At 61.6% G+C, this 24,730-nt stretch carries 22 protein-coding genes; 6 read left to right on the top strand and 16 right to left on the bottom strand.

Features of this window, described 5'->3' with window-relative positions:
* Positions 1–5: 5 nt before the first annotated feature.
* The 4 genes from AC1DKD_RS05205 to AC1DKD_RS05190 form a co-directional block, all read right to left on the bottom strand.
* Positions 6–1,454 carry an MFS transporter gene (locus AC1DKD_RS05205; protein WP_441630512.1) on the bottom strand — a complete coding sequence of 483 codons (1,449 nt, stop codon included), beginning with the start codon at positions 1,452–1,454 and terminating at the stop codon, positions 6–8.
* A gap of 108 nt (positions 1,455–1,562) precedes the next feature.
* Complete coding sequence (locus tag AC1DKD_RS05200) at positions 1,563–3,089, bottom strand: amidase family protein (protein WP_477143049.1); 1,527 nt, start codon at positions 3,087–3,089, stop codon at positions 1,563–1,565.
* Between the two features lie 86 nt (positions 3,090–3,175).
* Complete coding sequence (locus AC1DKD_RS05195; protein ID WP_045240300.1) at positions 3,176–4,480, bottom strand: MFS transporter; 1,305 nt, start codon at positions 4,478–4,480, stop codon at positions 3,176–3,178.
* Positions 4,481–4,703: 223 nt separating this feature from the next.
* Positions 4,704–5,924, bottom strand: a complete 1,221-nt coding sequence (locus AC1DKD_RS05190; protein ID WP_441630507.1) for a pyridoxal-phosphate-dependent aminotransferase family protein — start codon at positions 5,922–5,924, stop codon at positions 4,704–4,706.
* A 177-nt stretch (positions 5,925–6,101) separates the two neighbouring features.
* Here AC1DKD_RS05190 and AC1DKD_RS05185 point away from each other — a divergent pair, with 177 nt between their 5' ends.
* From AC1DKD_RS05185 to AC1DKD_RS05175, 3 genes are all read left to right on the top strand, one after another.
* Positions 6,102–6,821 carry a GntR family transcriptional regulator gene (locus AC1DKD_RS05185; protein ID WP_441630505.1) on the top strand — a complete coding sequence of 240 codons (720 nt, stop codon included), beginning with the start codon at positions 6,102–6,104 and terminating at the stop codon, positions 6,819–6,821.
* Positions 6,822–8,126: 1,305 nt separating this feature from the next.
* Positions 8,127–8,540 (top strand): lysozyme inhibitor LprI family protein, encoded by a 414-nt coding sequence (locus AC1DKD_RS05180; protein ID WP_477143048.1) that lies wholly within the window; start codon positions 8,127–8,129, stop codon positions 8,538–8,540.
* A gap of 235 nt (positions 8,541–8,775) precedes the next feature.
* Positions 8,776–9,273: a VOC family protein gene (locus AC1DKD_RS05175; RefSeq protein WP_045240303.1), complete on the top strand. Its 498-nt coding sequence runs from the start codon at positions 8,776–8,778 to the stop codon at positions 9,271–9,273.
* 197 nt (positions 9,274–9,470) lie between these two features.
* On the opposite strand, the gene AC1DKD_RS05170 is transcribed toward AC1DKD_RS05175, so the two are convergent.
* From AC1DKD_RS05170 to AC1DKD_RS05135, 8 genes are all read right to left on the bottom strand, one after another.
* Entirely contained in the window at positions 9,471–12,695 is a 3,225-nt protein-coding gene (locus tag AC1DKD_RS05170; RefSeq protein ID WP_477143047.1) for a pilus assembly protein, read from the bottom strand.
* A 56-nt stretch (positions 12,696–12,751) separates the two neighbouring features.
* On the bottom strand, positions 12,752–13,297 hold the full coding sequence (locus AC1DKD_RS05165; protein ID WP_441630498.1) for a pilus assembly PilX family protein: 546 nt from the start codon (positions 13,295–13,297) through the stop codon (positions 12,752–12,754).
* A gap of 3 nt (positions 13,298–13,300) precedes the next feature.
* Positions 13,301–14,332 (bottom strand): PilW family protein, encoded by a 1,032-nt coding sequence (locus AC1DKD_RS05160; RefSeq protein WP_441630496.1) that lies wholly within the window; start codon positions 14,330–14,332, stop codon positions 13,301–13,303.
* Positions 14,329–14,925, bottom strand: a complete 597-nt coding sequence (gene pilV / locus AC1DKD_RS05155) for a type IV pilus modification protein PilV (RefSeq protein WP_441630494.1) — start codon at positions 14,923–14,925, stop codon at positions 14,329–14,331. Before pilV ends, AC1DKD_RS05160 begins: the two co-directional genes overlap by 4 nt.
* Positions 14,916–15,404 (bottom strand): GspH/FimT family pseudopilin, encoded by a 489-nt coding sequence (locus tag AC1DKD_RS05150; RefSeq protein ID WP_441630492.1) that lies wholly within the window; start codon positions 15,402–15,404, stop codon positions 14,916–14,918. The genes pilV and AC1DKD_RS05150 overlap by 10 nt, the downstream gene beginning before the upstream one ends.
* Before the next feature lie 3 nt (positions 15,405–15,407).
* The gene (locus AC1DKD_RS05145; RefSeq protein WP_441630568.1) at positions 15,408–15,857 is read right to left on the bottom strand and encodes a type IV pilin protein; all 450 of its coding nucleotides are present in this window, start codon (positions 15,855–15,857) and stop codon (positions 15,408–15,410) included.
* Positions 15,858–16,236: 379 nt separating this feature from the next.
* Complete coding sequence (locus AC1DKD_RS05140; protein ID WP_441630490.1) at positions 16,237–17,229, bottom strand: tripartite tricarboxylate transporter substrate-binding protein; 993 nt, start codon at positions 17,227–17,229, stop codon at positions 16,237–16,239.
* 61 nt (positions 17,230–17,290) lie between these two features.
* Complete coding sequence (locus AC1DKD_RS05135; protein ID WP_441630488.1) at positions 17,291–18,457, bottom strand: mandelate racemase/muconate lactonizing enzyme family protein; 1,167 nt, start codon at positions 18,455–18,457, stop codon at positions 17,291–17,293.
* Between the two features lie 114 nt (positions 18,458–18,571).
* Between AC1DKD_RS05135 and AC1DKD_RS05130 the strand changes: the two genes are divergently transcribed.
* Positions 18,572–19,486, top strand: coding sequence for a LysR family transcriptional regulator (locus AC1DKD_RS05130; protein ID WP_441630486.1), 915 nt, complete (start codon positions 18,572–18,574; stop codon positions 19,484–19,486).
* Between the two features lie 149 nt (positions 19,487–19,635).
* Here AC1DKD_RS05130 and AC1DKD_RS05125 read toward each other — a convergent pair whose 3' ends face one another.
* From AC1DKD_RS05125 to nthA, 4 genes are all read right to left on the bottom strand, one after another.
* Positions 19,636–20,430 (bottom strand): alpha/beta fold hydrolase, encoded by a 795-nt coding sequence (locus AC1DKD_RS05125; protein ID WP_441630484.1) that lies wholly within the window; start codon positions 20,428–20,430, stop codon positions 19,636–19,638.
* Positions 20,431–20,582: 152 nt separating this feature from the next.
* On the bottom strand, positions 20,583–20,981 hold the full coding sequence (locus tag AC1DKD_RS05120) for a nitrile hydratase accessory protein (RefSeq protein ID WP_441630482.1): 399 nt from the start codon (positions 20,979–20,981) through the stop codon (positions 20,583–20,585).
* A 1-nt stretch (position 20,982) separates the two neighbouring features.
* The gene (gene nthB / locus AC1DKD_RS05115; RefSeq protein ID WP_441630480.1) at positions 20,983–21,639 is read right to left on the bottom strand and encodes a nitrile hydratase subunit beta; all 657 of its coding nucleotides are present in this window, start codon (positions 21,637–21,639) and stop codon (positions 20,983–20,985) included.
* A complete protein-coding gene (nthA, locus tag AC1DKD_RS05110; protein WP_441630478.1) occupies positions 21,636–22,253 on the bottom strand; it encodes a nitrile hydratase subunit alpha in 618 nt (205 codons plus the stop codon). Before nthA ends, nthB begins: the two co-directional genes overlap by 4 nt.
* Positions 22,254–22,382: 129 nt before the next feature.
* On the opposite strand from nthA, the gene AC1DKD_RS05105 reads away from it, so the two are divergent.
* Entirely contained in the window at positions 22,383–23,900 is a 1,518-nt protein-coding gene (locus AC1DKD_RS05105; RefSeq protein WP_441630476.1) for a DUF1214 domain-containing protein, read from the top strand.
* 103 nt (positions 23,901–24,003) lie between these two features.
* Positions 24,004–24,730: DUF1254 domain-containing protein (locus AC1DKD_RS05100; RefSeq protein WP_477143046.1), on the top strand; the 727-nt coding region annotated here is incomplete at its 3' end.

Genomic DNA, 24,730 nt, shown 5'->3' with positions numbered 1-24,730 from the left:
GCCGATCAGGAGCCGCTTGCGCTGGCCGCACTACCACCTACCGCGAGATCGGCTTCGTCGTCGGCGGCTGTCTCGCCCATGGCGCGGCCGAAGGTTTCCGGCGCAAACTGGACACTCAGTGCGAAAACAGCGTACATCGCTGCCAGCATGCTGAACATGCCGCCGACGCCGTAGGTTTCGAACACCCGGCCGCTGATCAGCGGTGTCAGTGCCCCGGCCAGCGTGCCGAGCGCCAGGATCAGGGAAGTGCCGAACGCGCGAACGTGCGTGGGATATTGCTCCGGCGCGAAGATCCAGATCGAGGTGTTGAGCAACACGACACAGAACGTAAAGGCCGCGCCGAACAGCAGTACCAGGGCGACGTTATACGTCAGGAAGCCGAAGCATAGTCCGGCCGTGCACGCCAGCCCGGCGCCTACCGTCAGCACGCGCTTGCGCGGGATGTGATAGCCGCAGTACGAAGCCGCGAGCGCGCCGAACAGGCTGCCGCTCTGCATCACCATGGTGAAGAGCAAGCTCTTGGAAATGGTGTAGCCCTGTGACATCAGAATCGTCGGCATCAGCGTCAGTACGGAAATCTGCGCCCCGTATGTCATGGACACCGCAATCCCGAGCGCGATCGTGCGTCGGCCCAGACGGCCTTTGAATACGTCGCTCAGCCGCACCTTGGCGCGCGGCGCCTCATCCTGCACCGATGCCTTGATGTACGGCGTCGGCTCACCTGCGAGCTTGCCCAGCCGGCCCGACGCCAGGATCGACAGCACGCGGTTAGCCTCGTCTACCCGTCCCTTGGACAACAGGAACCGCGGTGTCTCCGGAATAAAACGTCGATAGAACACGACAAAGAACGCGGGGACCACCAGGCAGGCGAACAGCCAGCGCCAGTTGTCCGGTCCCGGGAACATGGCGAACACGGCCAGGCCAAAGGCGGGCGCCAGCATATTGCCAAGACCACCGCTGCCCACGCTAACCATGCCTACCGCCGTACCCCGGAAGCGGGTCGAGCACAACTCGGCCAGCATCGTCACAGCAATGGATATCTCCCCGCCCAGGCCGATGCCGACGATAAAGCGGCCCGCAGCCAGCACCGCATAGTTCGGCGCCAGCGCGCAGATGATGGCGCCCAGCGTGAACAGCAGCAGGTTTGCACTCAGCATGGTGCGCCGGCCATAGCGATCCGCGATATAGCCCGATCCGATGCGTCCGAGCGCGGCGGCACTGAAGGTCAGTGTGTTCAGAAAGCCGATCTGCGCCACTGAGATACCCCATTGCTCCCGCAGCATGGGGCCAACCAGGCCGACCGCATTCTGCTCGAAGACGTCGAACATCACACCCAGCATGATCATGAAGATGATCTTCTTGTGCGAAGCCGTCACGCCGATGCCATCCATTGCCCGGTCGAGCTCGTGCTGCTGTGGGGAACTCGACGATTGAACTACCACTTCTGCGCCCATCTTTGTCTCCTCCTCGTTTGAGGTCGTCACGGTATATCCGCAAACTTCTCGCCGCCTGGATCGGCTGGCGTTTGTAGAGCAGCAATGAAGATTCGTTCCGATACGCCCCTATTCGAGCGCCGGTGCCGCGTACGGCGCCCGGCGCGCGCGCAGAGCCTGCTCGGCCGCATAGGCCAGCCTTATCAGCACGGGTTCCGAAAACGGACGGCCGAAGAGCTCCAATCCAACCGGCACGCCCTGCGGCGCATTGCGGTCCGCGGCGGAAAACCCCGCTGGAATCACGATCGCCGGAAAGCCGGTGGCAGATGCGAGTACGCCGTTGCGATCGGCTTGGGCCTCGCCGATTGGCGCCACCAGGCGGCGCTGATGCGGAAAGGCCAGCACGTCGATCCGCTGCGCTTCCATCAGATTCAGTAGCCGCTGGCGCAATGCCTGCTGACGTTGCAAGCGCTCGCGGTATTCCGCGTCCTTGCCCGCGAGCGCCACTGCCGTGGTCAGCGTTCCCGCGACGCTTGCGTGCACTTGCCCCGATGCGATGATGTCTTTCAGCGACCGCACCCCCACGCCCGGTGCGAGCCGGGCCAGGTAGGCATCGAGATCGTGCTCCATCTCGTAGTGATGCACGAGCGTGGACGCCAGGAGTTCATCAGGGCTGATGGCGTCATCCACCGCGACCAGTTCCGCGCCCTGTGTTTCGATGACGGCCAGTGCTTGCTGCATGACGGCGTTGACGGGCCGATGCTCGGGCCCATCGCCGAAGAAATGGCGCAGTACGCCGATGCGCGCGCCCTTGAGCCCGTCGGGATCGAGAAAGGCCGTATAACTCGCGGGGATGTGGGAGGCGCCCTGGCTCGAGACAGGATCGGCCGGGTCGTGCCCGGCTATTGCGTCGAGTAGTACAGCGGTATCCGCAACGGTCCGTGTGATCGGCCCGATGGTGTCCTGCGTCAGACCGCAGGGAACGAGCCCCGTTCGGCTGACAAGGCCCATGGTTGGGCGCAGGCCGACGAGATTGTTAGCCGAGGCCGGCGACCTGATCGAGTTGACCCCATCGGTTCCGATCCCGAGCAGGCCGAAGTTGGCTGCGATGCCGGCGCCGGTGCCCCCGCTTGAGCCGCCGGGCGTTCGCGTCAGGTCGTATGGGTTCAAGGTCTGGCCAAGCTCCGTACTGACGGTCTCCCCCCCGGAGGCAAGCTCGTGCAGGTTGGTCTTTGCCAGGACGATGGCGCCTGCCCGGCGCAGCCGCTGGACAATAAACGCATCCTGCGCGGCCATATTGCCCCTAAGGCAAGGCGAGCCTGCGGTGGTTTCGATGCCACCGCATTCGATATTGTCCTTGATCAGCACCGGGATGCCGTGGAGAGGAGCCAGGGCCTGCGCCGGCTTCCCGGCGGCCCGGGCGTMCATGCGTTCCGCCTCTGCCAGCGCCTCCGGGTTGAGCCGGAGGATGCTGTTGATGCGGGGGCCGCTTTGATCGTAGGCTGAGATCCGGTCCAGGTAGCCGCRCACCAGTTGCCGTGCCGTCAGCCGGCCGTCACGCATCGCGGCATGCACGGTGGCAACGGTGGCCTCCAACAGGTTGAACGGCGCTTGCGTATCTGGTCCGTCCGTTTTCGATTCGAATGCACTGTTCATGAGAGTCTTCCATGCGCCCGCTACGGGCGCCCGAGTCGTTGGGGGTGCGGGGAAGCGGTGCGGCGCCGGCGCACCGCTTCCCGTTGTTATCGGTTGACCAGCTTGGCAGGCAAGGTCCAGATGGCAAAGGCGCCAATGATCAGCATTGCCGCGATCATGTAATAGGCGCTGGTGCCACTCTGCGTCACGTCCCTGAGATAGCCGATCATGTAGCCGCTGGTGAAGCCCGCGAGATTGCCGATCGAGTTGCTCATGGCGATTGCCGTGGCCGCCGCGGCACCGCTCAGGAAAGCAGTCGGCAGCGACCAGAACAGCGGCGTGCAGGTCAGGATGCCGGCCGCGGCAATTGACAGGAACACCAGCGACAGCGCGGTACTGTGCATGACCCAGGGCAGCGCCAGGAAGCCGATCGCTCCCATCATGCAGGGCACGATCAGGTGCCAGCGCCGTTCGCGATGCTTGTCGGCGCTCTTTGCGAAGAAGTACATCGTGACAATCGCCGCCACATAGGGGATCGCGCTCAGCAAGCCGATATGGATGGGGTCGGTGACGCCTGTGGACTTGATGAAGGTCGGCAGCCACAGGGTAATGCCGTACTGGCCGGTGACATAGCAGAAACAAATCAGGCTGATGAGCCAGACGCGTGGGTCGGTGAAGACGTTGCCGACGCGCGCCTGCGGGTCCGCCGACCTGACGTCCTCCGCCTTGGCCAACTCCAGCACGCGCTTCTCCTCGCTGGAGAGCCATTTGGCCTTGGCAATCGAGTTGTCCAGATAGTAGAAGCAGAAGAGGCCTAGCAGGACTGCGGGAACGGCCTCGATGAAGAACATCCATTGCCATCCGGCCCAGCCTGCGATGCCGCCCATGCTGCCCATCAGGAAGCCGGACAACGGGTTACCAATGATGCCGGACAGTGGCGAGCCCATGCAGTAGATCGCCATGATCTTGGCGCGCCGGTGTGCCGGATACCAGCAGGACAAGTAGTACACGATGCCTGGCGTAAAGCCGGCTTCGGCCAGGCCGAGCAGAAAGCGCAGCGTGTAGAAGGCGGTTGGCGTCTCCACGAACACGAAACACGCGGAGAGCACACCCCATGTGACCATGATGCGCCCGATCCACACCTTGGCGCCGAACCGGTGCAAGGCCAGGTTGCTTGGCACTTCGAACAGGAAGTAGCCAATGAAGAAGATGCCGGCGCCCAGGCCGTAAACAGTTTCGCTGAAGCCCAACTGCTGCGACATCTGAAGCTTGGCGAAACCAACGTTGACACGATCGAGATAAGCGATCAGGAAGCACAGCATCAGGAACGGTATCAGCCGCCAGCTTACCTTGCGATAAACGGCGTCCTCGAAGGTCCTCACTTTTGTCCCGGCCTGCAGGGTAGTATCCACAGCGTCTCCTCAGCTTTTTTCAGGTATGTCTGTGCTGCTGCACCGATCCTCACGCGATCGGTACGGTGCGGGGAATTGGCGCCACCGCGTACCGGTGACGGACTGGCTCCCGCCGCGATGCCCTCCCCGGCATCGCAAGGCTGGRGGCCAGTCCAGGCGCTGGCCGCCGCGGCGCAGCCGCGCGGAATTCCTCGCTTCGGAACTACAGTTGCGTCGGACGGCGTCAGGCCGCGGCTTTGAGCGGCAAGGGCGTGGCATGGGCGGCCAGGTAGTCCATCGCCGCGGATGTCCCGCTTGCCGCGACCGGCACGCCCGAGATCTTCAAGCCCATTTCGCAGCCGGCGAGCGTCGCCATCAGCGTCAGGTCGTTGCAGTCGCCGAGATGGCCGATGCGGAACATGCGGCCTTTCATCTTGCCGAGCGCCGCGCCCAGCGACATATTGAAGCGGTCATAGATGTTCCTGCGCACAACGTCCGCATCGATCCCCTCGGGCATCATCACGCCGGTGAGAACCGGGCTGTACGCGGAAGGGTCGGCGCACTGGATCTCCAGCCCCCAGGCGCGCACTGCCCGGCGGCATGCCTCCGCCAGCCGCTGGTGGCGCGCGAACACATTGTCCAGCCCCTCGCCGAGGATCATGTCGAGCGCTTCGGACAGGCCATAGAGCAGATTTGTGCTGGGGGTATAGGGCCAGTAGCCGGTGCGGTTCATCTCGATGATCTCGTCCCAGCTCCAGAAGCTGCGCGGCAGTCCTGCCGTCCTGGCGGCTTCGATGGCCTTGGGAGACACCGCGTTGAAACTGATGCCCGGCGGCAGCATGAGCCCTTTCTGCGAGCCGGAAACGGTCACATCCACGCCCCATTCGTCGTGCCGGTAATCAGCAGACGCCAGGCCGGAGATCGTGTCGACCAGCAGGAGCGCGGGGTGCCGCGCGGCGTCGATCGCCTTGCGCACGGCCGCGATGTCCGAGGTAACGCCGGTCGAAGTTTCGTTATGCACCACGCACACCGCCTTGATGGCATGCTGGGAGTCCGTGCGCAAGCGTGCCTCGATCATGTCGGCCTGCACGCCGCGGCGCCAGCCTTCGATGCCGGGCAAGCCGAGAAACTCTGGCCGGATGCCAAGATTCTCGGCCATCTTCTTCCAGAGCGTGGCGAAGTGACCCGTCTCGAACATCAGAACCGTGTCGCCGGGACTCAGCGTGTTGGTCAGCGCGGCTTCCCATGCGCCTGTCCCGGAAGCGGGATAGATCACGACCGGGTGCTCAGTCTTGAATATCTGCCGGATCCCGGCCAGCACCTTGAGGCCAAGCACCCCGAATTCGGGGCCGCGATGGTCGATGGTCGGATAGCTGATGGCTCGCAGGATGCGATCGGGAACGGGGCTCGGCCCGGGGATTTGAAGGAAGTGGCGGCCGGCGGGGTGGAAGTTGAGTTTCTGCATGGTCTCCTCCAGTTGAGTTTTGAATACAAAATACTCTAGCAGAAGAGCTACATGGAGACGGGGCGGATGTTGCTAAAATTTCGCAGTGTTTACCCCATAGGAGAGGGATTCTGCGGCTTTTTGGAGCAATGTTAAGTGTCTGCTAAAATGTATGCAGCAACGTTTTCTGGAATTTGAATGCAAAATTCTATTTTGACCGACACGGATTCTTCCGTATCCGTGCTACCCAAGGTTGAGCGACGGCGCTTGCATGACACGGTGGTGGATCATCTGCGGACGTTCATCGTCGAGGGGGTCTTGAAGGCGGGTACGAAACTCAACGAACGTGAGTTGTGCGAGACGCTGGGCATCTCCCGCACGCCCCTGCGCGAGGCCATGAAGGTGCTGGCGGCGGAGGGGCTGATCGAAAGCACGCCCAACCGGGGCGCGACGGTATCGCGCCTGTCGCCGACGGAGATTCAGGACACGTTCGAATTGATGAGCGGTCTGGAAGCGCTATCCGGGGAACTGGCCTGCGAGCGCATCACGGCCATCGAGTTGGCGGAGATCAAGGCATTACACTACGCGATGCTGGCATGCCGGGCCAAGGACGATTTGTCCGGTTACTACAGCTTCAACCATCAGATTCATGACCGTATCAACGAAGCGGCCCGGAATGTCGCGCTGCGTCAGACCTATCTATCGGTGAATCGGAGGTTGCAGGCGCTGCGCTACCGGTCGAACTATCAGAAGCCGAAATGGGACAGCGCCATCCATGACCACGAGGAAATGCTGACGGCGCTCGAGGCACGCGATGGCAAGCGGCTTGCCGCGATCCTGCGCCAGCATCTGCTGGACAAGCGCGACGCCGTGCTACTCATCCAGTTGAGCGAGGCCGGCGACACGTCAGGCACATAGCGCAGCGGGCCGAAGCGCCCACATCCCACTGCGGCTTGACCAGGGCGAGGCTGTTCAGTCTGGCCAGAGCCAGCCCCCTTGGATGAGCGCTCATGGGCTTACCGGACCTTCCGCAGGCAGAGCCTGGATGCCCGCTCAGGCTGAAGCCGCCATTCGCTCCCTCCCCCGCTGGGCGGCAACCCGACGGCAAGTCGGTCAGCGAGAACGAAAGTAAGTGACCGCCTGGAAGAAGCAGAAAGACGGGACCTGGAAGGCCATCCACGACATGTGGAACTCGGATGCAAGGCGGGGATGCGGCGTCATCTCCCAGCTTGCCGGCTCAGTTACGCACACGCACGTGCGGCACGACTGGCTGCGTTTGAGGACGGCGCGCTGCGACCGGCGTTGGCCGAAGACAGTCGTGCTATCCGCTGCCTGTCAACAGCCTCCCCTCGGCCTGATCAGCCATCCAATGCGCTGGCACGCCGCCGCCCGCCGGTCATTTGCCTCGTCTGCGGCGGCACCGCTCGACCTAGGCGTCGCCATTAGTCTCGAAAAACCAGCTTCATTTACCCAGTCCTCGATCTCCGAGGGTGCGCCAGATCGAACGATCGGTGGCCTCCGCCGCCGCCGTCTTGTCATGGTGCATCTCCATCACCGAAGCCCTCGCGCCTGGCCGTCCAGCGCCTGATATCGTCGTCCATCAACATGCGCAATGCAGTTCCTTTCAAGGGTCCCCCCCAAGCACATTTTCACTGGGTCATTACACCGTTCATCACAGATTCGAGGCTATGCTTTTCACATTCCAAGGAGGAGCGTATGCGCAGCAATAAGCACCCAGAAGCCAAGAACGCGGCGGCGCAAAGCTTGATCCAACGGTTGCTTTCCGGGTTTTGTTTCGCTGTGCTTATGTTTCCCGGTGTGGCGCCAGGAATGGAATTCAGGATCTACTACCAACCACAGATTAAGATGAAAATGGTTATCGGGGAGGGGAGGATTCAGGAAGGCGATGCAAAGAAATTCCTGGCGTCCGCAAAAATGGCTGACCGTGATGAAGAAGGACTCGTTACCCTTGTTTTAAACAGTCCGGGAGGAAATGTTGAGGCCGCTTTCCGAGTCGTCGATGCMWTGGATARRGTACGMGTCTATACAACAGTTCCARATAATGCCAGGTGCGCGTCCGCTTGCGCTTCRRTCTTGTTCGCKTCAGGGGAACGCCGAAGTGTTGTTGGTACKGGKYTGCTCGGTTYTMACAGTTGCTACMGGCGSGATGGGCGAACTTACACCGGGGACTCGCTTTGCAACGAAATAATCGCGGCAAACGCAATGCAAAGGGGCGTCAGCCACGCAGGCATCAATCGTTTCGTTAAGCAATATGGTGCGCGAGACATGGCGTGGGTCGGGCACGACGTCGCTTGCAAGTCGCTGCAAGGGCTATGCAAGCCTGGGCAACTGGAAACTAAATACGAGACGAACGATGCGTTGATGCGTAGTTTTGATTGCAGCAAGCTCATATCTGTTCAAGCGCAGCTTATTTGCGGGGATGCGGAACTTACCCGCATCGATAAAACACTGGCAGAAATCTATGATCAAAAGATAAAAACATCGGTTAACAAGGCGCGGTTACGAGCGGATCAACGAGCATGGCTTCGCAATTCTCGCAACGCGTGTGGCGATAAAGTTTGTCTACTGCGAAGTTATCATCTCCGCATCGATGAACTAAAGCGGGTGCGGTCGTAATGACGTGTTGATTGACGTTGGCCACGCTCAATCGCCAAAGCGTGAGCGTCACCCGGCGCCGCAGCAAAACCGTATTCCTCGGGCGCGCGCGACACGAAGTGATTCTGACTGCCCGCCGCGCCTTCGCACGACGGGAGTTCACACATGGAGGTCCGCTATCTGCGCGTTGTCGTCGTCTTCCAATGTTATCTTGACGGTGGCGAATGTCGGTGCTCAACGCCTCAGGAGACACGAAATGACAAGCAAGAACACGATCTGTTTGTGGTACGAAGGCGGCGCCGTTGACGCCGCGAACTTCTATGCCGAAACATTCCCCGACAGCTCTGTCGGCGCCGTCCTCCGCGCACCAGGCGACTATCCCGACGGCAGGCAGGGCGATGTCCTGACGGTTGAGTTCACCGTCGTTGGCATTCCCTGCCTCGGGCTGAACGGCGGCCCGCATTTCAAGCACAACGAGGCCTTCTCTTTTCAGATCGCGACGGACGACCAGGCCGAAACCGACCGTTTGTGGAACGCGATCGTCGGCAATGGCGGCCAGGAAAGCGCATGCGGCTGGTGCAAGGACCGATGGGGATTGTCATGGCAGATCACCCCGCGCGCCCTCATCGCGGCGATATCCGACCCCGATCGCGCGGCGGCCAAGCGCGCATTCGACGCGATGATGACCATGAAAAAGATCGACATCGCCGCGATAGAGGCGGCACGGCTGGGCCGAAACCTATCCTCAAGTTGATGGATCGGGTCCCGGACGTTCTCTCCTGATCCGATCCGAGGGGATGGCTGACTGAACGGTTCGGGTTGGGAGTGGACGTTCGTCGTTGCCCCGCGAGCGTCCGCAAATCAATGCCATTTCCGCCGTTCGTCGCTGGCGAGGCGGATGGGCTTGCGCCGTTTGCCTCGCCGCTTGCAACCAATGCTTGATGCAGGGTTCTAGTGCTTATCGCTCTCCGGAAACCAGTAGATGCGTTTGCGCTTGCCCACGCCCGCGATCTTGATCTTCTGAGCACCCAGTGCCGAGGTAGCGTCGCCTCCTCCGGCACCGGTCTGGTTGCCACCACCGAGCAAAACCGGCACAACGGTAGCGGTCGCGCCGCTGCCAATCGATACCATGCCGAATACCGGCGAAGGCGGAAAGCCGCCGCCATCCAGGATGATCGAACGTTGCGGGTTTTGGCCTGATGCCGTAAGGAAGCTGAWGGAATAGCTCCGGGCGATGCCAAGATTGGGGTAGCACATGCCCGCCTGGGGCACTGCCGGCGTATTTGTGCCGATGATGGTATTTCCGGCGACGGTGAGCGGCGCATTCACTGCTTTCTCGCCGGGATTGGTGAGCGTAATGTAGAAGCCCGAACCAGTGCCGTCGTACTTGGCCGTGGTGCTGGTGTTGTTGACGAGAAGCGCCTCTGTGATGGGTGTCCAGGTGGCCGGCATGCCGAGTATGTTGGTGTCCTTCAACATGTAGAGGCGATTGACCACGTTGTAAGCGGTCCCCTGCGTGGTCGAGGCCGAGTACAGAGGATGCTCGCGGTCACCCGTACCGGCCGTAATGGCATCGAAGGTAGCAGTGGAAATGACGTCGGGTGCATAGAAGAACTTGCGCGCGTCATTTGTATTAGCTCCGCCGCCGAGTGCGGCGAGCTTGTTTAGCGTCCAGTTGGCAGGCGCATTGCCCGCGGTGGTTTCAAAGTCGGCTCTCCAGAGATTGCCGCCGACGTCGCCAACGTACAGGCGTTCGATATAACCGTCGCCATTGCGGTCAAGCCCCGTGACATCCGACGGGATGGCCCGGGTCAGGCCGGCAACCGCCAGGCATGTGCCGCTCATACCGCTACAGTTGGGCAGAGCGCTCCACACAACGGCGCCGCTGACGGCATCGAATGCCACGATGCCGCGCCCCATGCTATCGACTCCCGGCGACGGATCGCTGTCTTCGGCCGAGTCATAGCCCGCGCCCATCACCACCAACGGGTTGGCGTAGCCGCGCACGCGCATGACGCGCGGCTGGGACCAGGTCTGGCCGAGCTCAGGGATATCAGCATTGGAGCGTTTCCACAGGAAGCGTGGATTGACGGGATCCGTCACATCGATTGCATAGATCAGCCGCCCGCCGCGGCGTGCCGTCAGGTAGATGACCACGCGAGGATTCGCCGCGTCGCGCAAGTCCTGCATCACGGTGGTACTTCCGTCGAAGAAGTAATCCCGCGGCGCCGGAGTGGGAGTGATACCGCCAGGCGTGGTCGAGAGCTTCACCTCCGGAGAGTTGGTGTAGAGGCGGCTGAGCTTGCCAAGGAACTCCGGTGCGATGAAGCCCCATAGCTCGCCGCCCGGCCTCACACTGCCGATGCCCTGCGTCTGGTTGCCGTTGATCGCGTGGTACACGCCATCGTTGGTGCCATAGAACACCACGACTCCCTTGCTGCCGCCATAGTTGACGACAGCCGGCCGGGAATGCAGTACGTCTGCGTGGATCGAACTGCGCACGGTCACCGGCGTACCGGGACCTGGCTCCGCTTCGGTGCCGGCCAGGCTGCTGGTATCCGAAGCGGCGACGTCCTGGCCGCGTACCCAGGCGATAAGCTTGGGCAATTCGGCTGCGGTGATGGTGGCCGCGCCGCTGGTCCCCGAGTTGATGACGGCAAGGCCGCCGGTCGAACTCGTGTCCTTCAGCCATGTGTTGGAACTATCGAATGACGGCATCGCCGCGCTAGTTGGGCAACTACCCGCACCGTTGCAGGTTATCAGTTGCCGGCCGGTCTGGCTGGTCAGCAACTGTGCGCGCAGCATCTCGCCCGCACCACCCTTTTCCACAACCTCCCCGTCAGGGGAATCAAGGCCCCACCCGACACTCGACGGGCTGTTCTTCCAGTATCCCGTGGCCGGCCAACTACTGACCGCGCTGGCCCCATAGCCGGTCGCGCCGAAGGAAAGCGGCGGCTCCGTCGTCCAGAAACTGACAGCGTTCGGAGAGATAAAGCCCGTCGCCGCGTTGCTGATGGCAGCGTTGCCCTTGGCATCCTGCAGCACGATGTTGCCGCTGGCGTCATAGCCGATCTGATACTGCTTGAGATTGCCTTGCCACCGCGGTGCCGCGGTGGCATCCGGGCGGAACATACCCACATAGACCTGGTTGAGGAACTGACCCTGGGCATTGACGGAGGCCGGAAGGCTGACCGAGGCAAAGACGCTGTTGATGGCCTGCACCTCGTTGAAGATTTGCAGCAAGGCCGACGTCAGCCCATTGACGTCACCGAGCTGTACCACATAGGTCTTGCCGCCGCCATTGGTCGCCATGCTGCTCGCGAACTGGACATAGTCAGGATTTTTGCTATCGGTCACCGCGATCGTGTAGGTCACGATGTTCTGACGGTTGGCCATGTTGCCCTGGACGTCGGTCTGGTACATGAAGCGAGCCCATTCGTCGCCCCAGTTGCTCTGGTATTTGTTGTCGGGTGCGGGAATGACAATCTGCTGTTGCTGAGTTGCAGTCGCGCCTGCGGCGGCCAGGGCATTGATGACATTCTGGCCTGTGTCTTGCGGCTTGCCGTTGTTCACGGCGTTGGCGATATAGATGACAAAATTGCGCTGACAGGGGTTGTCGATCGGTGAGGTGTACTTGGTGCCGGACAAGCCAGTCTGGCCGGCATAGTAGGCCCACGATTCCTGCATACCGCCACCGACCTGCGAGTTGTTCGAGTTGTCGGCCTGACGGTCGATTGTTTTCACATAGCTAAGGAAGCTGTCGACCCCGCTGTTGTCCATCAGCGGCAACTTGTAGGGCGCCGCCGACGGGAACTTGAACCGGCCGCCGACGTTGTCCCCGGCGCCGAACATCATCACGCCGAGATTGAGGTTGCCCAGCAGTGTGGGGCTGGTCTTGATCGACGACACCGCGTTGTAGAGCGCGCACTGCTCGGCGCCAACGTCCTTGCCTGCGTTATTGCTGGAGACGACCCCCGATGTGGAGCAGGTGAAGCTGGCCGACGCATCCCAGGTCGATGCATTGTCGAACAGGATCAGCACATTGGGCTTGCCGGACTGGGGCTGCAAGCCAGTGTACAGATCGATGTCCTCCGCCATTGCCGGATGCAAGGCGGAAAGCGCGAGTAACGTGGCGATGGCAATGCGCGAGGCAGCGCGTTCAGCGAATTGACGCATTGTGAGTCCTGAGGTGCGGAGGTGAAGCAATCGGAAACTGAATCGTGACCGCAAACTTACGGGCATGCCGTGCCGACCGGCACGCGTACTGAGATACCCTGGTGCAAGGTGGTGTTGGTGGCTGTGGCGGCGCTATCGCTGACGCTGGCCTTTACGTCCCATTGCGTGGCGTTGCACAGTGAATTTCCGCCGCCGCCTCCGGATGCCGTCAATATCCCGGTGTCCTGGTTACCATTGCCAACGAAACAGGAGACGTCGTCGGTATTGGACGTATCCAGGTCCGTATTCCTTACCGGCTTGCTGGTCTGGCACACCGGCGCCGCGACCTGCGCCGTATAGTCAGCGCTACCGTCGCCGTTCACATCGACCGGGACGCTGGCCGCGGCTGCCGCCGGGTTGGCGGTGAAGTCCTTGCTAATGACTTGCTCGATGCCTTGCTGCGCGGCATTCTGCGCCTCCACTCCGTGCTGCTGATTAGCGGCGACCTTCACATTGACGACACTGGAGCCAACCAGCGATATCGTCATCAGCAGGAAGATCACCAGGAAAATTAGCGTAACGATCAGGGTGGCGCCGGACTGCCGGCGCTGTGCGATTAGCATGACTTACTCCCGGCGGCCCGCCACATTGGCCAGCCTTGCCACGCGGGCGTAGACATGACGTTTGTAGCCGTCGTTGAACGGGCCACTGACAGTGGCCCGTCCGAGATCATAGGTGCGGCTGTCTGTCCAGCCAAGCGAGGTCCGCTGCGTGCGGGCAAGGACGCTAATGCTGACAGACGTGACGTTCTGCCAGTTGGTGAGGGCAGTCGTCCAGTCGTATGCGGGTACCGAGGTGCAAATGGCGCTGTTGTTCACACCGGGGTCGCTGACATAGCAGTCTGCGGAGCCGTTGTTGTCGAGATCCACACCGTAGGACAAGTGCATATCCTGAATGCCTTGCGCCACCGAGTTGACCTGGAAGGCACCGCCGGACAACTCCGCCATCTTCAGCGTCGGCACGCCGTCGCCAGCGCCGGAACACACATCGCAAGCTGCAAGATAAAAAATGCGGACTACAGCCGGGCGCAACTCCGCGGTAACGGCCGGGTCGCATGCCTTGGTGCGCATGGTGAAGGCCGGAGCGCTGGCGCCAAACACGAACGATGTGGCGTCGGTGGAACAGTACGATACCTGCATATAGGACTGCCCGACGGTCGCCGCCGCCACCGGCGTCGTCGACACACGCCTTATCACAAGTATTTCCGATGCCGGAGCCAGGTTCGGCAGGCATGGCGCCACCGTACCAGGAGCGTAGCCCTGAAGGCCGAGAGGCATCGTCGCCGGTGAGTTGACGAAACCCAGTGCGCCCGGTGATGTAGCGCACAGGGCGGGGCTTGCCACGGTTGCGCCGCTGGCTACGCTGGCGGCACCGAAAAAGCCGGCAAGCTCGATTTCACGACCTACCGTGTCCACCACATAGCGCCCGTTTTCCACCTGCTCCGCACTATTGGAAAACTCAGAGCGCGACCGCGTGGTGGAAAAATACAAACTCCCCAGGGCAGTCAAGAGCAGTAGCCCAAGCGTCATCCCGACCATCAATTCGATCAGGGACATGCCGCCCTGCCGGTGGCGCTTCGCATTGCGCTGCCGATTCACGAGAGAACTCCAATGCGTACCTGAATGCTTACCGCGCGGCGATAGCTGTCATTGCCGAATTGTCCGTTGCCGCATGGCAGCGCCGGCGCGGTCGTCTTTGCGAGGCCCTGCCAGGCTACCGTGATGCGGTAGATCTGGTTTGTAGCATCGAGGGCTTCGATACAACCGAGCGCACCAATCATGGCGCCTACCGTCTTTCCGCCATTGTTCTCCGCGCTGCCAAGCAATGCTGCCCCCCAGGCTGCCAGGTCGGCATTCGTGATGGATTGCTGCGCGGCGGTACCGACGGTGCAAGCTGGAGCGGGAACGGTAGTGCTGCCCGCCGTGGTAATGGTGGCGCCACTGGCATAGCAGGCCGCGGCCTGACGGTTAGCGTTGAGCCGGGCGGCCATGTCCTGCAGCAATGTCAGCGCCTGCACACGCTGATAGGCTTCCATTTCCGATTGGCCGGAGCGGGCAATCAGACCTGCGGTGCCCAGCAGCGCCACCAGCAGGATCACGACCGATATCAGGACCTCAATGAGCGTGGCGCCACGCTGCGAGGACCGGCGCAAGCGATTGCGCGCATGGGGGGAGCGCGAGTTCACGTACATGCTCCGGATACCAGTGCAACGCGGCCGGTTCCGCTCACCTGTACGCAGATCGTCGAGCTCGCCTGAGGTGATACCGACGGCGCCACCTGGAACGTCAGGCTGCCGGCAGTAGGCCTGCCGTCGTTACCGACCGCCAGGGAGTTACCCGCGCTGGCAGTGATCGAAATACCGTCATATGGACCAAAACTGCGCACCTTTTCGGTCCCGGCGGTTACGGCCCACCCCCCGGCCCAAGCGCCGGAGGCGGCCATGGTGACACTGCTGTTGCGCTTGACGGCCTCGCTACGCGTCAATGTCAGCGCGGCGGAAAGATCCAGCGAGGCGTTGCGTGCGCGTTGTGTCGCGATCAGGCTTGAGAACGACGGGGCCGCAGCAAACGCGATGATGGAAAGCACTGTCAGCGTTACCAGCAATTCTATTAGCGTGAATCCGCGTTCCGCTGCGGCGCCGGATATATTCGATGCATGAGTATTTCGCATGGGCTACTTCCAGCAAGTCGAACCCGTACCGGAGACGCTCTTGTCCCCGGTACTCGACAGCGTCAACGTTCCACATGCCGCGTCGTTCGTGGCCTGGGTACCCTGCGGCGTCGCCGTCAGGACATATCCAAGTGGCGGACCTGCGACCGCAGTGACGGTAATCTGGTAATTGGGGGAAACTGTGCCGGGCGGACTCGCATAGCCGAGTGCGGCCAGGGTGGTGGCATAGACCCGGTTGTCCACCAGGAAGCGCTCCTGCATGCTGGCGACTTCCAGCAGGAACGACTCCGCCGCTGCGCGATTGGAGCGCACTACGAATTGGATATAGGAGGGATAGGCAATGGCCGCGAGGATGCCGATGATTGCCACGGCGATCATTAACTCGATGAGCGTAAAGCCGCCCCCGAGCCGAGCGTGTCGACCCCAGCCACCGCACCGCGTGGCTACCCCCAACTCCCGAAATAGCCAATGTTTTCGGCTATATCGCACCGCCGGGCTTCTGTGGCCCATGCTCGCGCTCCTTTTCTTTTTTTTCCCGGATGACCCAGTTCCGGAAACACTACGCGGCGAGTGTAGTCGCGAATCCACTCACGGTCAAAGGGCCCTCGCTTGATTGGTTCAGCGAGCGTTGCACAGGATCCACTCTGCAGGGCGCCGCTTGCCCTTGCGTACCCTAAATCACCTTGCATCTTTGGCGACTTTCGAGGGACGAAAAGCATCATGCGCCTAACGAAGCACAATTTATGAGTCACGGGATTTTTACTGCACCGGATCGATTGCGATATTGTTACCCGCCGCCACCTTAAGAAGGCTGTACGACATGGAGGTTTTCTCACTCCGGCTGAATGCCCGCATCCTTGATGATCTTCGACCAGCGATTGGCCTCGCTGTCAAAGAACTTCTTGTGCCCGGACGGGGATAGCCGCGCGTCGCTGATCACTGTGATGCCTAGCCCCTCCTCCCGCTTGATGAGGGCCGGATCCTTCAGCGCAGTGCGCAGAGCTGCGTTAATTTTGTTCAGCACCGCGGGCGGCGTTCCGTGTGGAGCATAGAGGCCGTGCCACACCGTGAAATTGAAACCCGGCAAGCCACTTTCGCTGAGTGTCGGGATGCTTGCCAAGGCAGGTACCGTGGAGCGCTGCAGACTACTTACGCCGTAAGCCTTGACTTTCTTTGCCTCGATCTGCGGCGTGCTGTTGGTCGCTTGCTCGCACATCAGGTCGACCTGTCCGCCCATCAGATCGGACATAGCCGGCGCGGTGCCCTTATATGGCACAAATGTCATGTTGCTCTTCAGGGCATTCTGCAGCATAAGGCCACACAAATGCGATGCCGATCCAACGCCGGCATTGGCGAGGTTGAGCTTGCCCCCACTGTCCGCAATGGTTTTGCGAAGCTCGGCAAGTGTGTTCGGGGCCAGACCAGGTTTGCCGATGAGCGTTGAGGGCGCTTCGTTGATCAGGCCCAGGAACTCCAGATCCCCCGTCTTGTAGCCCAGTTTCTTGTACAAGGACGGCGCGGTCGCCAGCCCGATGTGGTGCACCAGAAGGGTGTAACCGTCGGGGTTGGCGCGCGCCACGCGTGCGGTGCCTATGGTTCCGCCCGCGCCCGCTGTGTTCTCCACCAACACCGGTTGGCCCAATGACTTGCGCAAGGCTTCCGCGACATCGCGCGCAATCTTGTCGCTGGGACCACCGGCTACGAATGGTACGACTAGTGTGACGGGCTTCTCCGGATACTCCGCGAGCGCGGACGTAGGGGCGGCAATAGCGCCGCAGACTAGTATCAATACTGCACTGCGGGCAACCGCGCGCTGTTTTAGCATCTTTGTCTCCTCTTGTATGGCCGTATGGCCGTATGGCCGTATGGCCGTTGCAACTACGCGTTCAAGACGACAGTTCCTGCATGACGCTATAGAGGTCGGACTTGCCTTCGAAGCCGATACCAGGCAGATCGGGCATCGTGACGTAACCCTTGTCAACCTTGACCCCATCGGGGAAACCACCGAAAGGCTGGAACAGATCCGGGTAGCTCTCGTTGCCGCCCAGGCCAAGGCCGGCGGCAATATTCAGCGACATCTGGTGACCGCCATGCGGAATGCAACGGCTCGCCGACCAGCCGTGTTCCTTGAGCATGTCGAGGGTCCGCAGGTATTCGACCAAGCCGTAGCTCAGCGCGCAGTCGAACTGCAACCAGTCGCGGTCGGGGCGCATGCCGCCATAGCGAATCAGGTTGCGGGCATCCTGCATCGAGAACAGGTCCTCGCCGGTGGCCATCGGATTGGTGTAGTAATTGCGCAGCGTCGCCTGCAACTCGAAATCCAGAGGGTCGCCCGGTTCCTCGTACCAGAACAGGTCGTACTGTGACAGCGCCTTGGCATATTGAACCGCAGTGTCCAGGTCGAAGCGGCCGTTGGCATCCACCGCGAGCTTTTGACCATCCTGAAGCACGCTCAGGATCGAGTCGATTCGCCGCAGGTCCTCGTCAAGCGTCGCGCCGCCAATCTTCTTCTTGACCACGGTATAGCCGCGGTCGATGTAGCTGCGCATTTCGTCCTTGAGCTTGTTGTGGTCCTGGCCGGGGTAGTAGTAGCCGCCCGCGGCGTAGACGAACACCTTGCGATCGGGCGTACCGTTGCCATAGCGGTCGGCCAGCAATTGAAACAAGGGCTTGCCCTCGATCTTGGCTACCGCGTCCCAGACGGCCATGTCGATGGTGCCGATGGCGACCGAGCGTTCGCCGTGCCCGCCCGGCTTCTCATTGGTGAACATGGTGTCCCAGATCTTGTGCGGATCGAAGTTGTTGCCGCTTGCGTCAAGCAGGGATTCGGTTGCCGCCTCCAGCACGCGCGGGATGAAGCGCTCGCGCATCAGCTTCCCCTGGCCATAGCGGCCATTGGAGTTGAAGCCGTAGCCCACCACCGGCTTGCCGTCGCGGATGACGTCAGTGATGACGGCGACCAGACTGAGGGTCATCTTGCTGAAGTCGATGTAAGCGTTACGAATCGGCGAGTTGATCGGCAACGTTTTTTCGCGAATATCGACGATTTTCATGATGTGTCTCCTAAGGCACCCGGTTCGGCGGATGCATAAGCTATGTGAGCCACTAGCATAGGTGCGGGAAGGTGTCTTAAAATTCACCACAAGTCATTTGATTATTCACTTTGAGTGAAGACCAATCTCGCTTCCGAACTGGAGTTCTTCGTGCTTATCGCCCGCCATGGCAATCTTTCGGCTGCCGCGCGGGCGCTTGACCTGACGCCGCCGGCGGCCACCAAGCGGCTTGCCCAGATGGAAGACCGGCTGGGTGTACGGCTAGTCAACCGCACAACCCGCAGCATCAGCCTGACAAATGAAGGCGAGACCTACCTCCTCCATGCGACGCGGATACTTGCCCAGGTCCGAGAGATGGAAAATGAAGTGTCGAGCAGCAGTGCCGTGCCGCGCGGGATACTTCGCGTGAATGCAACCCTTGGTTTCGGCCGCACGACCATTGCACCGCTCGTCTCCGAGTTCGCCAGGCGTTATCCCCTTGTCACAGTGCAACTGGACGTCACCGACAGGCCAATCGACCTCGTCGAGAGTAGCTTCGATCTGGCCATTCGTTTCGGCTCGCTGCCTGACAAACGGCTCAACGCGCGACGCATCATGTCGAACCGACGGTTTCTGTGCGCCTCACCGGTCTATCTCGAGAGATATGGCACCCCGGCTAGCCTTGCCGATCTCGCCGACCATCGCTGCATCATCCATCGGCAGAACGATGATGCATACGGTATCTGGCGGTTTACGCACCATGAGCAAACCGAGATCGTCAAAGTTGATGGGGTGCTGTCGAGCAACGATGGCGATATCGTCCTCGGCTGGGCACTTGATGGCCACGGCATCCTTATCCGTTCGGAGTGGGATCTGGCGAAGTATCTCGAGAGTGGCAGGCTGAGGGTTGTGCTGCCGGACTTTGTCCTCCCGTCGGCGGACCTGTTTGTCTACTACTCGAATCGGCGCAATCAAACGGCGCGTGCCAGAGCGTTCATTGATTTTTTGGTCGATCAATTCCACGAGTCAAAAACTCCAGCTGCGGCATAGCCCAGATGTTTTCTGACTTCGGCGCCAGGATCCCGCAGCGTTTTGCGTAGCATGGGAAATGCACAGCGAATGCCTGCGGCCGGACTACGGCCAGCTCGCACCGGCACTCTAGCGGGAGGCGCCCGCCTTCCGTCAGAGTGCCGAGCTGATCATCGTTCGTGCCTGGCGATGAAGGCCTCAACAGTGTCGTGCAGTAGTTCGGGCTTCTCCAGGAAGATGAAATGACCACCGTCCAGGATGGCAAACTCGGCTCCCGGAATCCGCTCTGCAAGCTCCGCGGAGAAGTACGGCGGGGCGCAGAAGTCGCGCTCGCCCACCAGCACCAGCGTCGGCGTCGCGATCGACGGAAGATCATCGAAGGCGTCGTGCCCCACGATCATGTCGATCCGGGCAAAGCTGATCTCCCGCTCGAATGTGCCGGCCGCTGTAGCGTTCACCCACGCCTGCACCTGCTCCGGGTGCTCGCGCATGAATTTCGGATCGAAGAGGAATAGTGCGTTGGCCTCGGTGGACGCGCGCAGGCCGGAATCGGTCAACATGCGTCGCCGCATGTCGAACTGGCGACGGTAGAACGCGTCCGCGCGTGCAATCGAAGAGACAATTGTCGCGCTGCGTAATAGTTCGCGGTGATGGATCGACAGCAATTGCGCGATGGCGCCGCCGGTCGAGGAGCCGAGCGCGTGGACCGGCCCGCACCCGACCGCCTCGATGACCCGCGCCATGTCCAGCGCGTGTTGTGTCATCGTCATGGCGCGTGCGGTGTGCTCGGACGCGCCGGTGCCGCGGTGATCGGGTACGATCACTTGGTGGTGCTCGGCGAACAGATCGATCTGTGGGCCCCAAGATGCGCCCACTCCCGCAAGCCCCGCCAGAAGAAGCACGGGCGAACCTTGGCCCTTGACCGCGTAGTGGATCGAAACACCGTCGGACGTTACGTTTGGCACTTTGCTTCTCCGGTTCAGAGGGACGCGAACGAGAAGTCGAACGCGTCGAAGATCGCGCCGTTGAGATTAATGTTGGCGCCGCCATGCGTACCGGACGGTAGATCGACAAGACGGTTCCACTGCCGGAGAGCCGGCGCGCAATGGACATCGACTCACAAATCCCCGTTTTCCGGGAAATCGCCAAGCGAGAGTTCAACAGGCTTGCCGTGAGGCGTGCGACGCGCCGCGTAGTGCCACGCTTTGCGATAGCGCGCCTGCGTCTCCAGGCTCGCGACGCCTTTGCTTGCCACCAGGCGCTCGAGCGTGGCGAGCCAGTGCAGGTAGTAGGTCTCGCCCGTATCCGGATCGCCGGCAAGCTGTGCGCGCCTGATCTCTTCTGCCAGCGCTGCAGCCCATTCACGCCAGGTGTAGAGGCCCCGCTGGTGCAAGACCAATGCCAGAGAAAAAACCTGCGCCTCCCACGGTTCGCGGAACACCGGGCCTTCGTTGTCACGGGGAACGCCCGGTAGGGCCTCGGCGGCATCACGCACTGCGACTGGATCGACCTTCATTTCATGCTGGTTCGAGGTAGGGCTCGAATGCCTCGATCGAGACGGTGAGCGTGGCGTCGGTCTCCGCTCCCCAGAGCTCGCGGCCTTCGAAGACGACGGTGTAGAGCCACTGCGGGTCTTCTCCCGCACCGGCCACGACGGAGTCCGGAAAAACGTGGCAACCCCGGATTGCCTCGATCGTTCCTTCACGGCCGCGCGCGTACCGCGGCAAGCGCGTGTGCGTGGGCGGGTTGATGTTCTTCGTGCGCACTCGCTCGCCCGGTTTGAACCTGGCCGGCCGCTTGGGCGGGCGACAGAAGGTGCCTCGGGTGAATGCGTGCCCGATGTCGTTCGTCGTCATGACCCGTTCGAGGGGCTTGCCCGGATGCATGGCATGCCCTGCGGCGATTTCATCGGCGCCGATCAGTCCTCGCTCGACCGCATTGCGCTCGATTCCCAATGCCCATCTTTCGTAGTAGGACACAGACAGGTAGACCGCGGCAGGCAGCCGCTCCTGCGCGTCGCGAGACATGTCGATGTTCCAGGCGCGCGTGAAACGCATGGCCCGCTGCATGGCCAGCACCCGCTCCTCCCACTGTGCGTGGAACGGAGGTTCGTCAGCCTCGGGATGCACTTTGCCGAAGCCGTGCATGCCGCCCATGTCGTGAACGCCGTTCATGGCGATATCTCCTCGGGGCGCAGGGGCAGGCCGGTGCCTATCATGCAGTCACGAGTGATGAGCCGCATCAGGCGTTCCTCGGGCCAGCCTTCGGTGCCGGCGGGGCGCGGTGGTACCACGAGGAAGCGGGTCTCCGCGGTCGAGTCCCAGACACGGATCTGCGTGGCTTCCGGCAGTATGACACCGAAGTCGGCCAGCACGCCGCGCGGATCTGACACAGCACGCGAGCGATAGGCGGCCGACTTGTACCAGACCGGAGGCAGCCCGAGCACGTCCCATGGGTAGCACGAGCACAGCGTGCAGACGACCATGTTGTGATGCCCGGGCGTGTTCTCCACCGCGATCAGATGGTCGCCCACTTGGCTGACGACGCCGAGCGCGGTGATCGCTCTTGTCGCATCCGCCAGCAGCACGGCCTTGAACTCTGGATCGAGCCAGGCCCGGGCGACCCCTCGAGCTCCGATGTGAGGGCCAATCTTGGTCTGGTATCGCTCGACAATAAGGTCGAGGACAGCAGGGTCGACGTAGCCCTTCTCGGTCAGAATCGTCTCGAGCGCGCGCACCCGCAGTTGGATCGGCGACAGCTCGGAGTGGTCATGCGCGTCGGCGCTCATGGATGTACCCGCATCAGGCTAACTGATTTTTGTAGTGTAGACCCGCTGGTTCGGGATCGTGAACCTTGAACTTCCATCTCCGGCTACAGGAAGCTGGAAATATCACGAGCGCGCGCAAGCGTGCGGCGGATGGGGTGGCCGACCTGCAAACGAAAAGACTTAAATCGCCCGAAAAATTTCTTGGTTCTCCCCACCTCCGTCCTCGGCCATAGTGGGAGGCCCGCGTCTTCGCTGCGGATACGCCACAAAACAACCCAAAAGAACCGGAACGAAAGAACAAACACCATGCGCGCTCCCAATTGGATTTTTACCTCAATCGCAGCAGGCTTCATAAGCCTGGGCATGACGGCCTGCAGTTCGCCTGGCAAGAGCGCTACCGCGAACAGCGCGACGGCGAGCGTATCGGCCCCCTCCGATGACCAGATCGTTGCGGCATGGACCTACTTGTACGGGCGCTATYTGGTGCTGCAGCAGGAGAACTACGATATCAACGTCGAGAAGGTTGGCTACAACAAGATCAAGTACAACCCCCTCGGCTCCGCCGAATTTGTGAATCCAAACATGGATGTAGCCTATCTGGAGGCCTGGCTCGCCGCGGACAAGGATCATGCCGTCATCCTGAACGTGCCACAGGTCAAGGGGCGCTATTACACGGCCCAATTACTCGACGGATGGGGCGAAGTCATTGCCAATATCAACGAGCGGACGTATCCGAATCACCCGTATGGCAAGTTCGCACTGGTGATCAAGGGGACCAATCCCCCGGTGCCGGCAGGGGCGGTCAGGATCGAATTGCCGTCGGCCAAGGCAAAGATGCTGGCGCGCGTGGAGCTCAAGGGTACGCCTGCGACCGCCAGGCGGCTGCAGAATCAGTTCACGCTGGACGTTCCCGCTGGCATCAGTATCGATCCGCCGCACCCGGTGCCGGCCTTTACACCGGCCGCCCCGATTGGCGCGGCGATCTTCGACAACGTAGCTGAAGTACTGGCCACCTATCCCGATGTCATGCCGAAGGCGCCCGAGTACCAGGCCCTGGCCCTCAATGTGGCCAGCTATATGACGGGAAATGACACCGCGCGCAAACGGGTGGACGAAGTCGTCAAGACTAGGGCGATCCCGGCATTCCTGGCGGGCGCCAAGGGATTCGGCACCCAGAAAGGCGGATGGTCGGTGACGTACGTGGCCGGGACGTTCGGCAATGACATCATGGCGCGCGACATCATCAACTATGGTGGACTGTGGGCCAATGCAATCAGCGAGGCCATCTATTTTATCGGTCAGACCGACAGCGACAAGCAACCGCTCGACGGCAGCAAGACCTACGAAATCCGGTTCCCGAAAGGCGAAAAGCCGGATACGCACGTCAATGGCTTCTGGTCCGTGACGCTGTACAGCGTGCCGGATTATCGCGTAGCGCCCAATCCGATCAATCGCTATAACCTGAACAACGTGTCTCATCTGAAAGCCAATGCGGATGGAAGTACCAGCATCTGGCTGGCACCGGCGCGGCCCGCCAACGTGCCGCAAAGCAACTGGCTGCCCACGCCGCAGGGCAAGGGCTTCTCGCTGAACTTCCGCACCTATGTCCCAAAGGAGGACGTTCAGCGAGGCGAGTGGTTCCCTGCCCCAATCCGGCTGGTGCGATAACTGTCGACGGTTGCGGGAGGGGCGTGCGTGCTGCTGGCCTGCACGGGCTCGGCACCGCGCTGTCCTCCGGCCTGGCAACCTGATTCCCTTGAGGTCACATCAAATGAATAGCCTGTTGCGCACAAAATTGTCCTCTTCACTCCTCTCGATGGTGCTGGCGTTGGTGGCCGCGGACGCGGTCCACGCCGAGGCGCAGCCGACGCAAGGCGCTTCGGCCGAGGTGGCCGGGCCGGTACCGGGCACGAAGATGACCGATGCCTATCTGCAGATGGCCRCCAGGAATATTTATTTCTGGGCGTGGCCGATGACCAATATCTACAACCGCCGCCTGGCATTCAAGGACCTCCCCGAACCCGGGTTGATGGGCGGTACCGTGCCGATCGCGCCATCCAACCGCTTGTCGATGCTGACGGACTACATCGCGCCCGACGAGCGCCTGGTGGCCTGCCCCAACCAGGACGTGGTCTATGGCTTCAGCGTGCTGGCACTCGACCAGAGCCCCGTTGTCGTGCAGGTGCCGGACTTCGGCAAGCGGTTCTGGGTCTACCAGGTAGTGGACCTGCGCACCGACAGCTTCGCCGAGTTCGGCAAGATGTACGGTACCAAGCCGGGCTTCTACCTGCTGGTCGGGCCCGACTGGAAAGGCACGGTGCCGAAGGGGATTACCAAGGTGTTCCGCGCCAGGAGCAATACCGGGGTGTTTATCCCACGCGTGTTTCAGGACGATGCCGCCGCCGACAAGCAGGCGGTGCAGGCCTCCCTTGCCGGCGTGAATCTCTATCCGCTTGCCGAGTACACCGGCAAGATGCAGGTCCGGGACTGGGCGACGC

The organism is Cupriavidus sp. 05T313, from assembly GCF_056396665.1.
This window is presented reverse-complemented; position numbering and strand designations above follow the sequence as displayed.

What these genes read in the sequence shown, in the direction of transcription:
- AC1DKD_RS05190 (WP_441630507.1), bottom strand. Translation starts at nt 5,924, where the DNA reads ATGCAGAAACTCAACTTCCACCCCGCCGGCCGCCACTTCCTTCAAATC.
- nthB (WP_441630480.1), bottom strand. Translation starts at nt 21,639, where the DNA reads ATGAACGGCGTTCACGACATGGGCGGCATGCACGGCTTCGGCAAAGTG.
- pilV (WP_441630494.1), bottom strand. Translation starts at nt 14,925, where the DNA reads ATGTACGTGAACTCGCGCTCCCCCCATGCGCGCAATCGCTTGCGCCGG.
- AC1DKD_RS05165 (WP_441630498.1), bottom strand. Translation starts at nt 13,297, where the DNA reads ATGCTAATCGCACAGCGCCGGCAGTCCGGCGCCACCCTGATCGTTACG.
- AC1DKD_RS05185 (WP_441630505.1), top strand. Translation starts at nt 6,102, where the DNA reads ATGCAAAATTCTATTTTGACCGACACGGATTCTTCCGTATCCGTGCTA.
- AC1DKD_RS05150 (WP_441630492.1), bottom strand. Translation starts at nt 15,404, where the DNA reads ATGCGAAATACTCATGCATCGAATATATCCGGCGCCGCAGCGGAACGC.
- AC1DKD_RS05175 (WP_045240303.1), top strand. Translation starts at nt 8,776, where the DNA reads ATGACAAGCAAGAACACGATCTGTTTGTGGTACGAAGGCGGCGCCGTT.
- AC1DKD_RS05205 (WP_441630512.1), bottom strand. Translation starts at nt 1,454, where the DNA reads ATGGGCGCAGAAGTGGTAGTTCAATCGTCGAGTTCCCCACAGCAGCAC.
- AC1DKD_RS05180 (WP_477143048.1), top strand. Translation starts at nt 8,127, where the DNA reads ATGCAAAGGGGCGTCAGCCACGCAGGCATCAATCGTTTCGTTAAGCAA.
- AC1DKD_RS05120 (WP_441630482.1), bottom strand. Translation starts at nt 20,981, where the DNA reads ATGAAGGTCGATCCAGTCGCAGTGCGTGATGCCGCCGAGGCCCTACCG.
- nthA (WP_441630478.1), bottom strand. Translation starts at nt 22,253, where the DNA reads ATGAGCGCCGACGCGCATGACCACTCCGAGCTGTCGCCGATCCAACTG.
- AC1DKD_RS05140 (WP_441630490.1), bottom strand. Translation starts at nt 17,229, where the DNA reads ATGCTAAAACAGCGCGCGGTTGCCCGCAGTGCAGTATTGATACTAGTC.
- AC1DKD_RS05135 (WP_441630488.1), bottom strand. Translation starts at nt 18,457, where the DNA reads ATGAAAATCGTCGATATTCGCGAAAAAACGTTGCCGATCAACTCGCCG.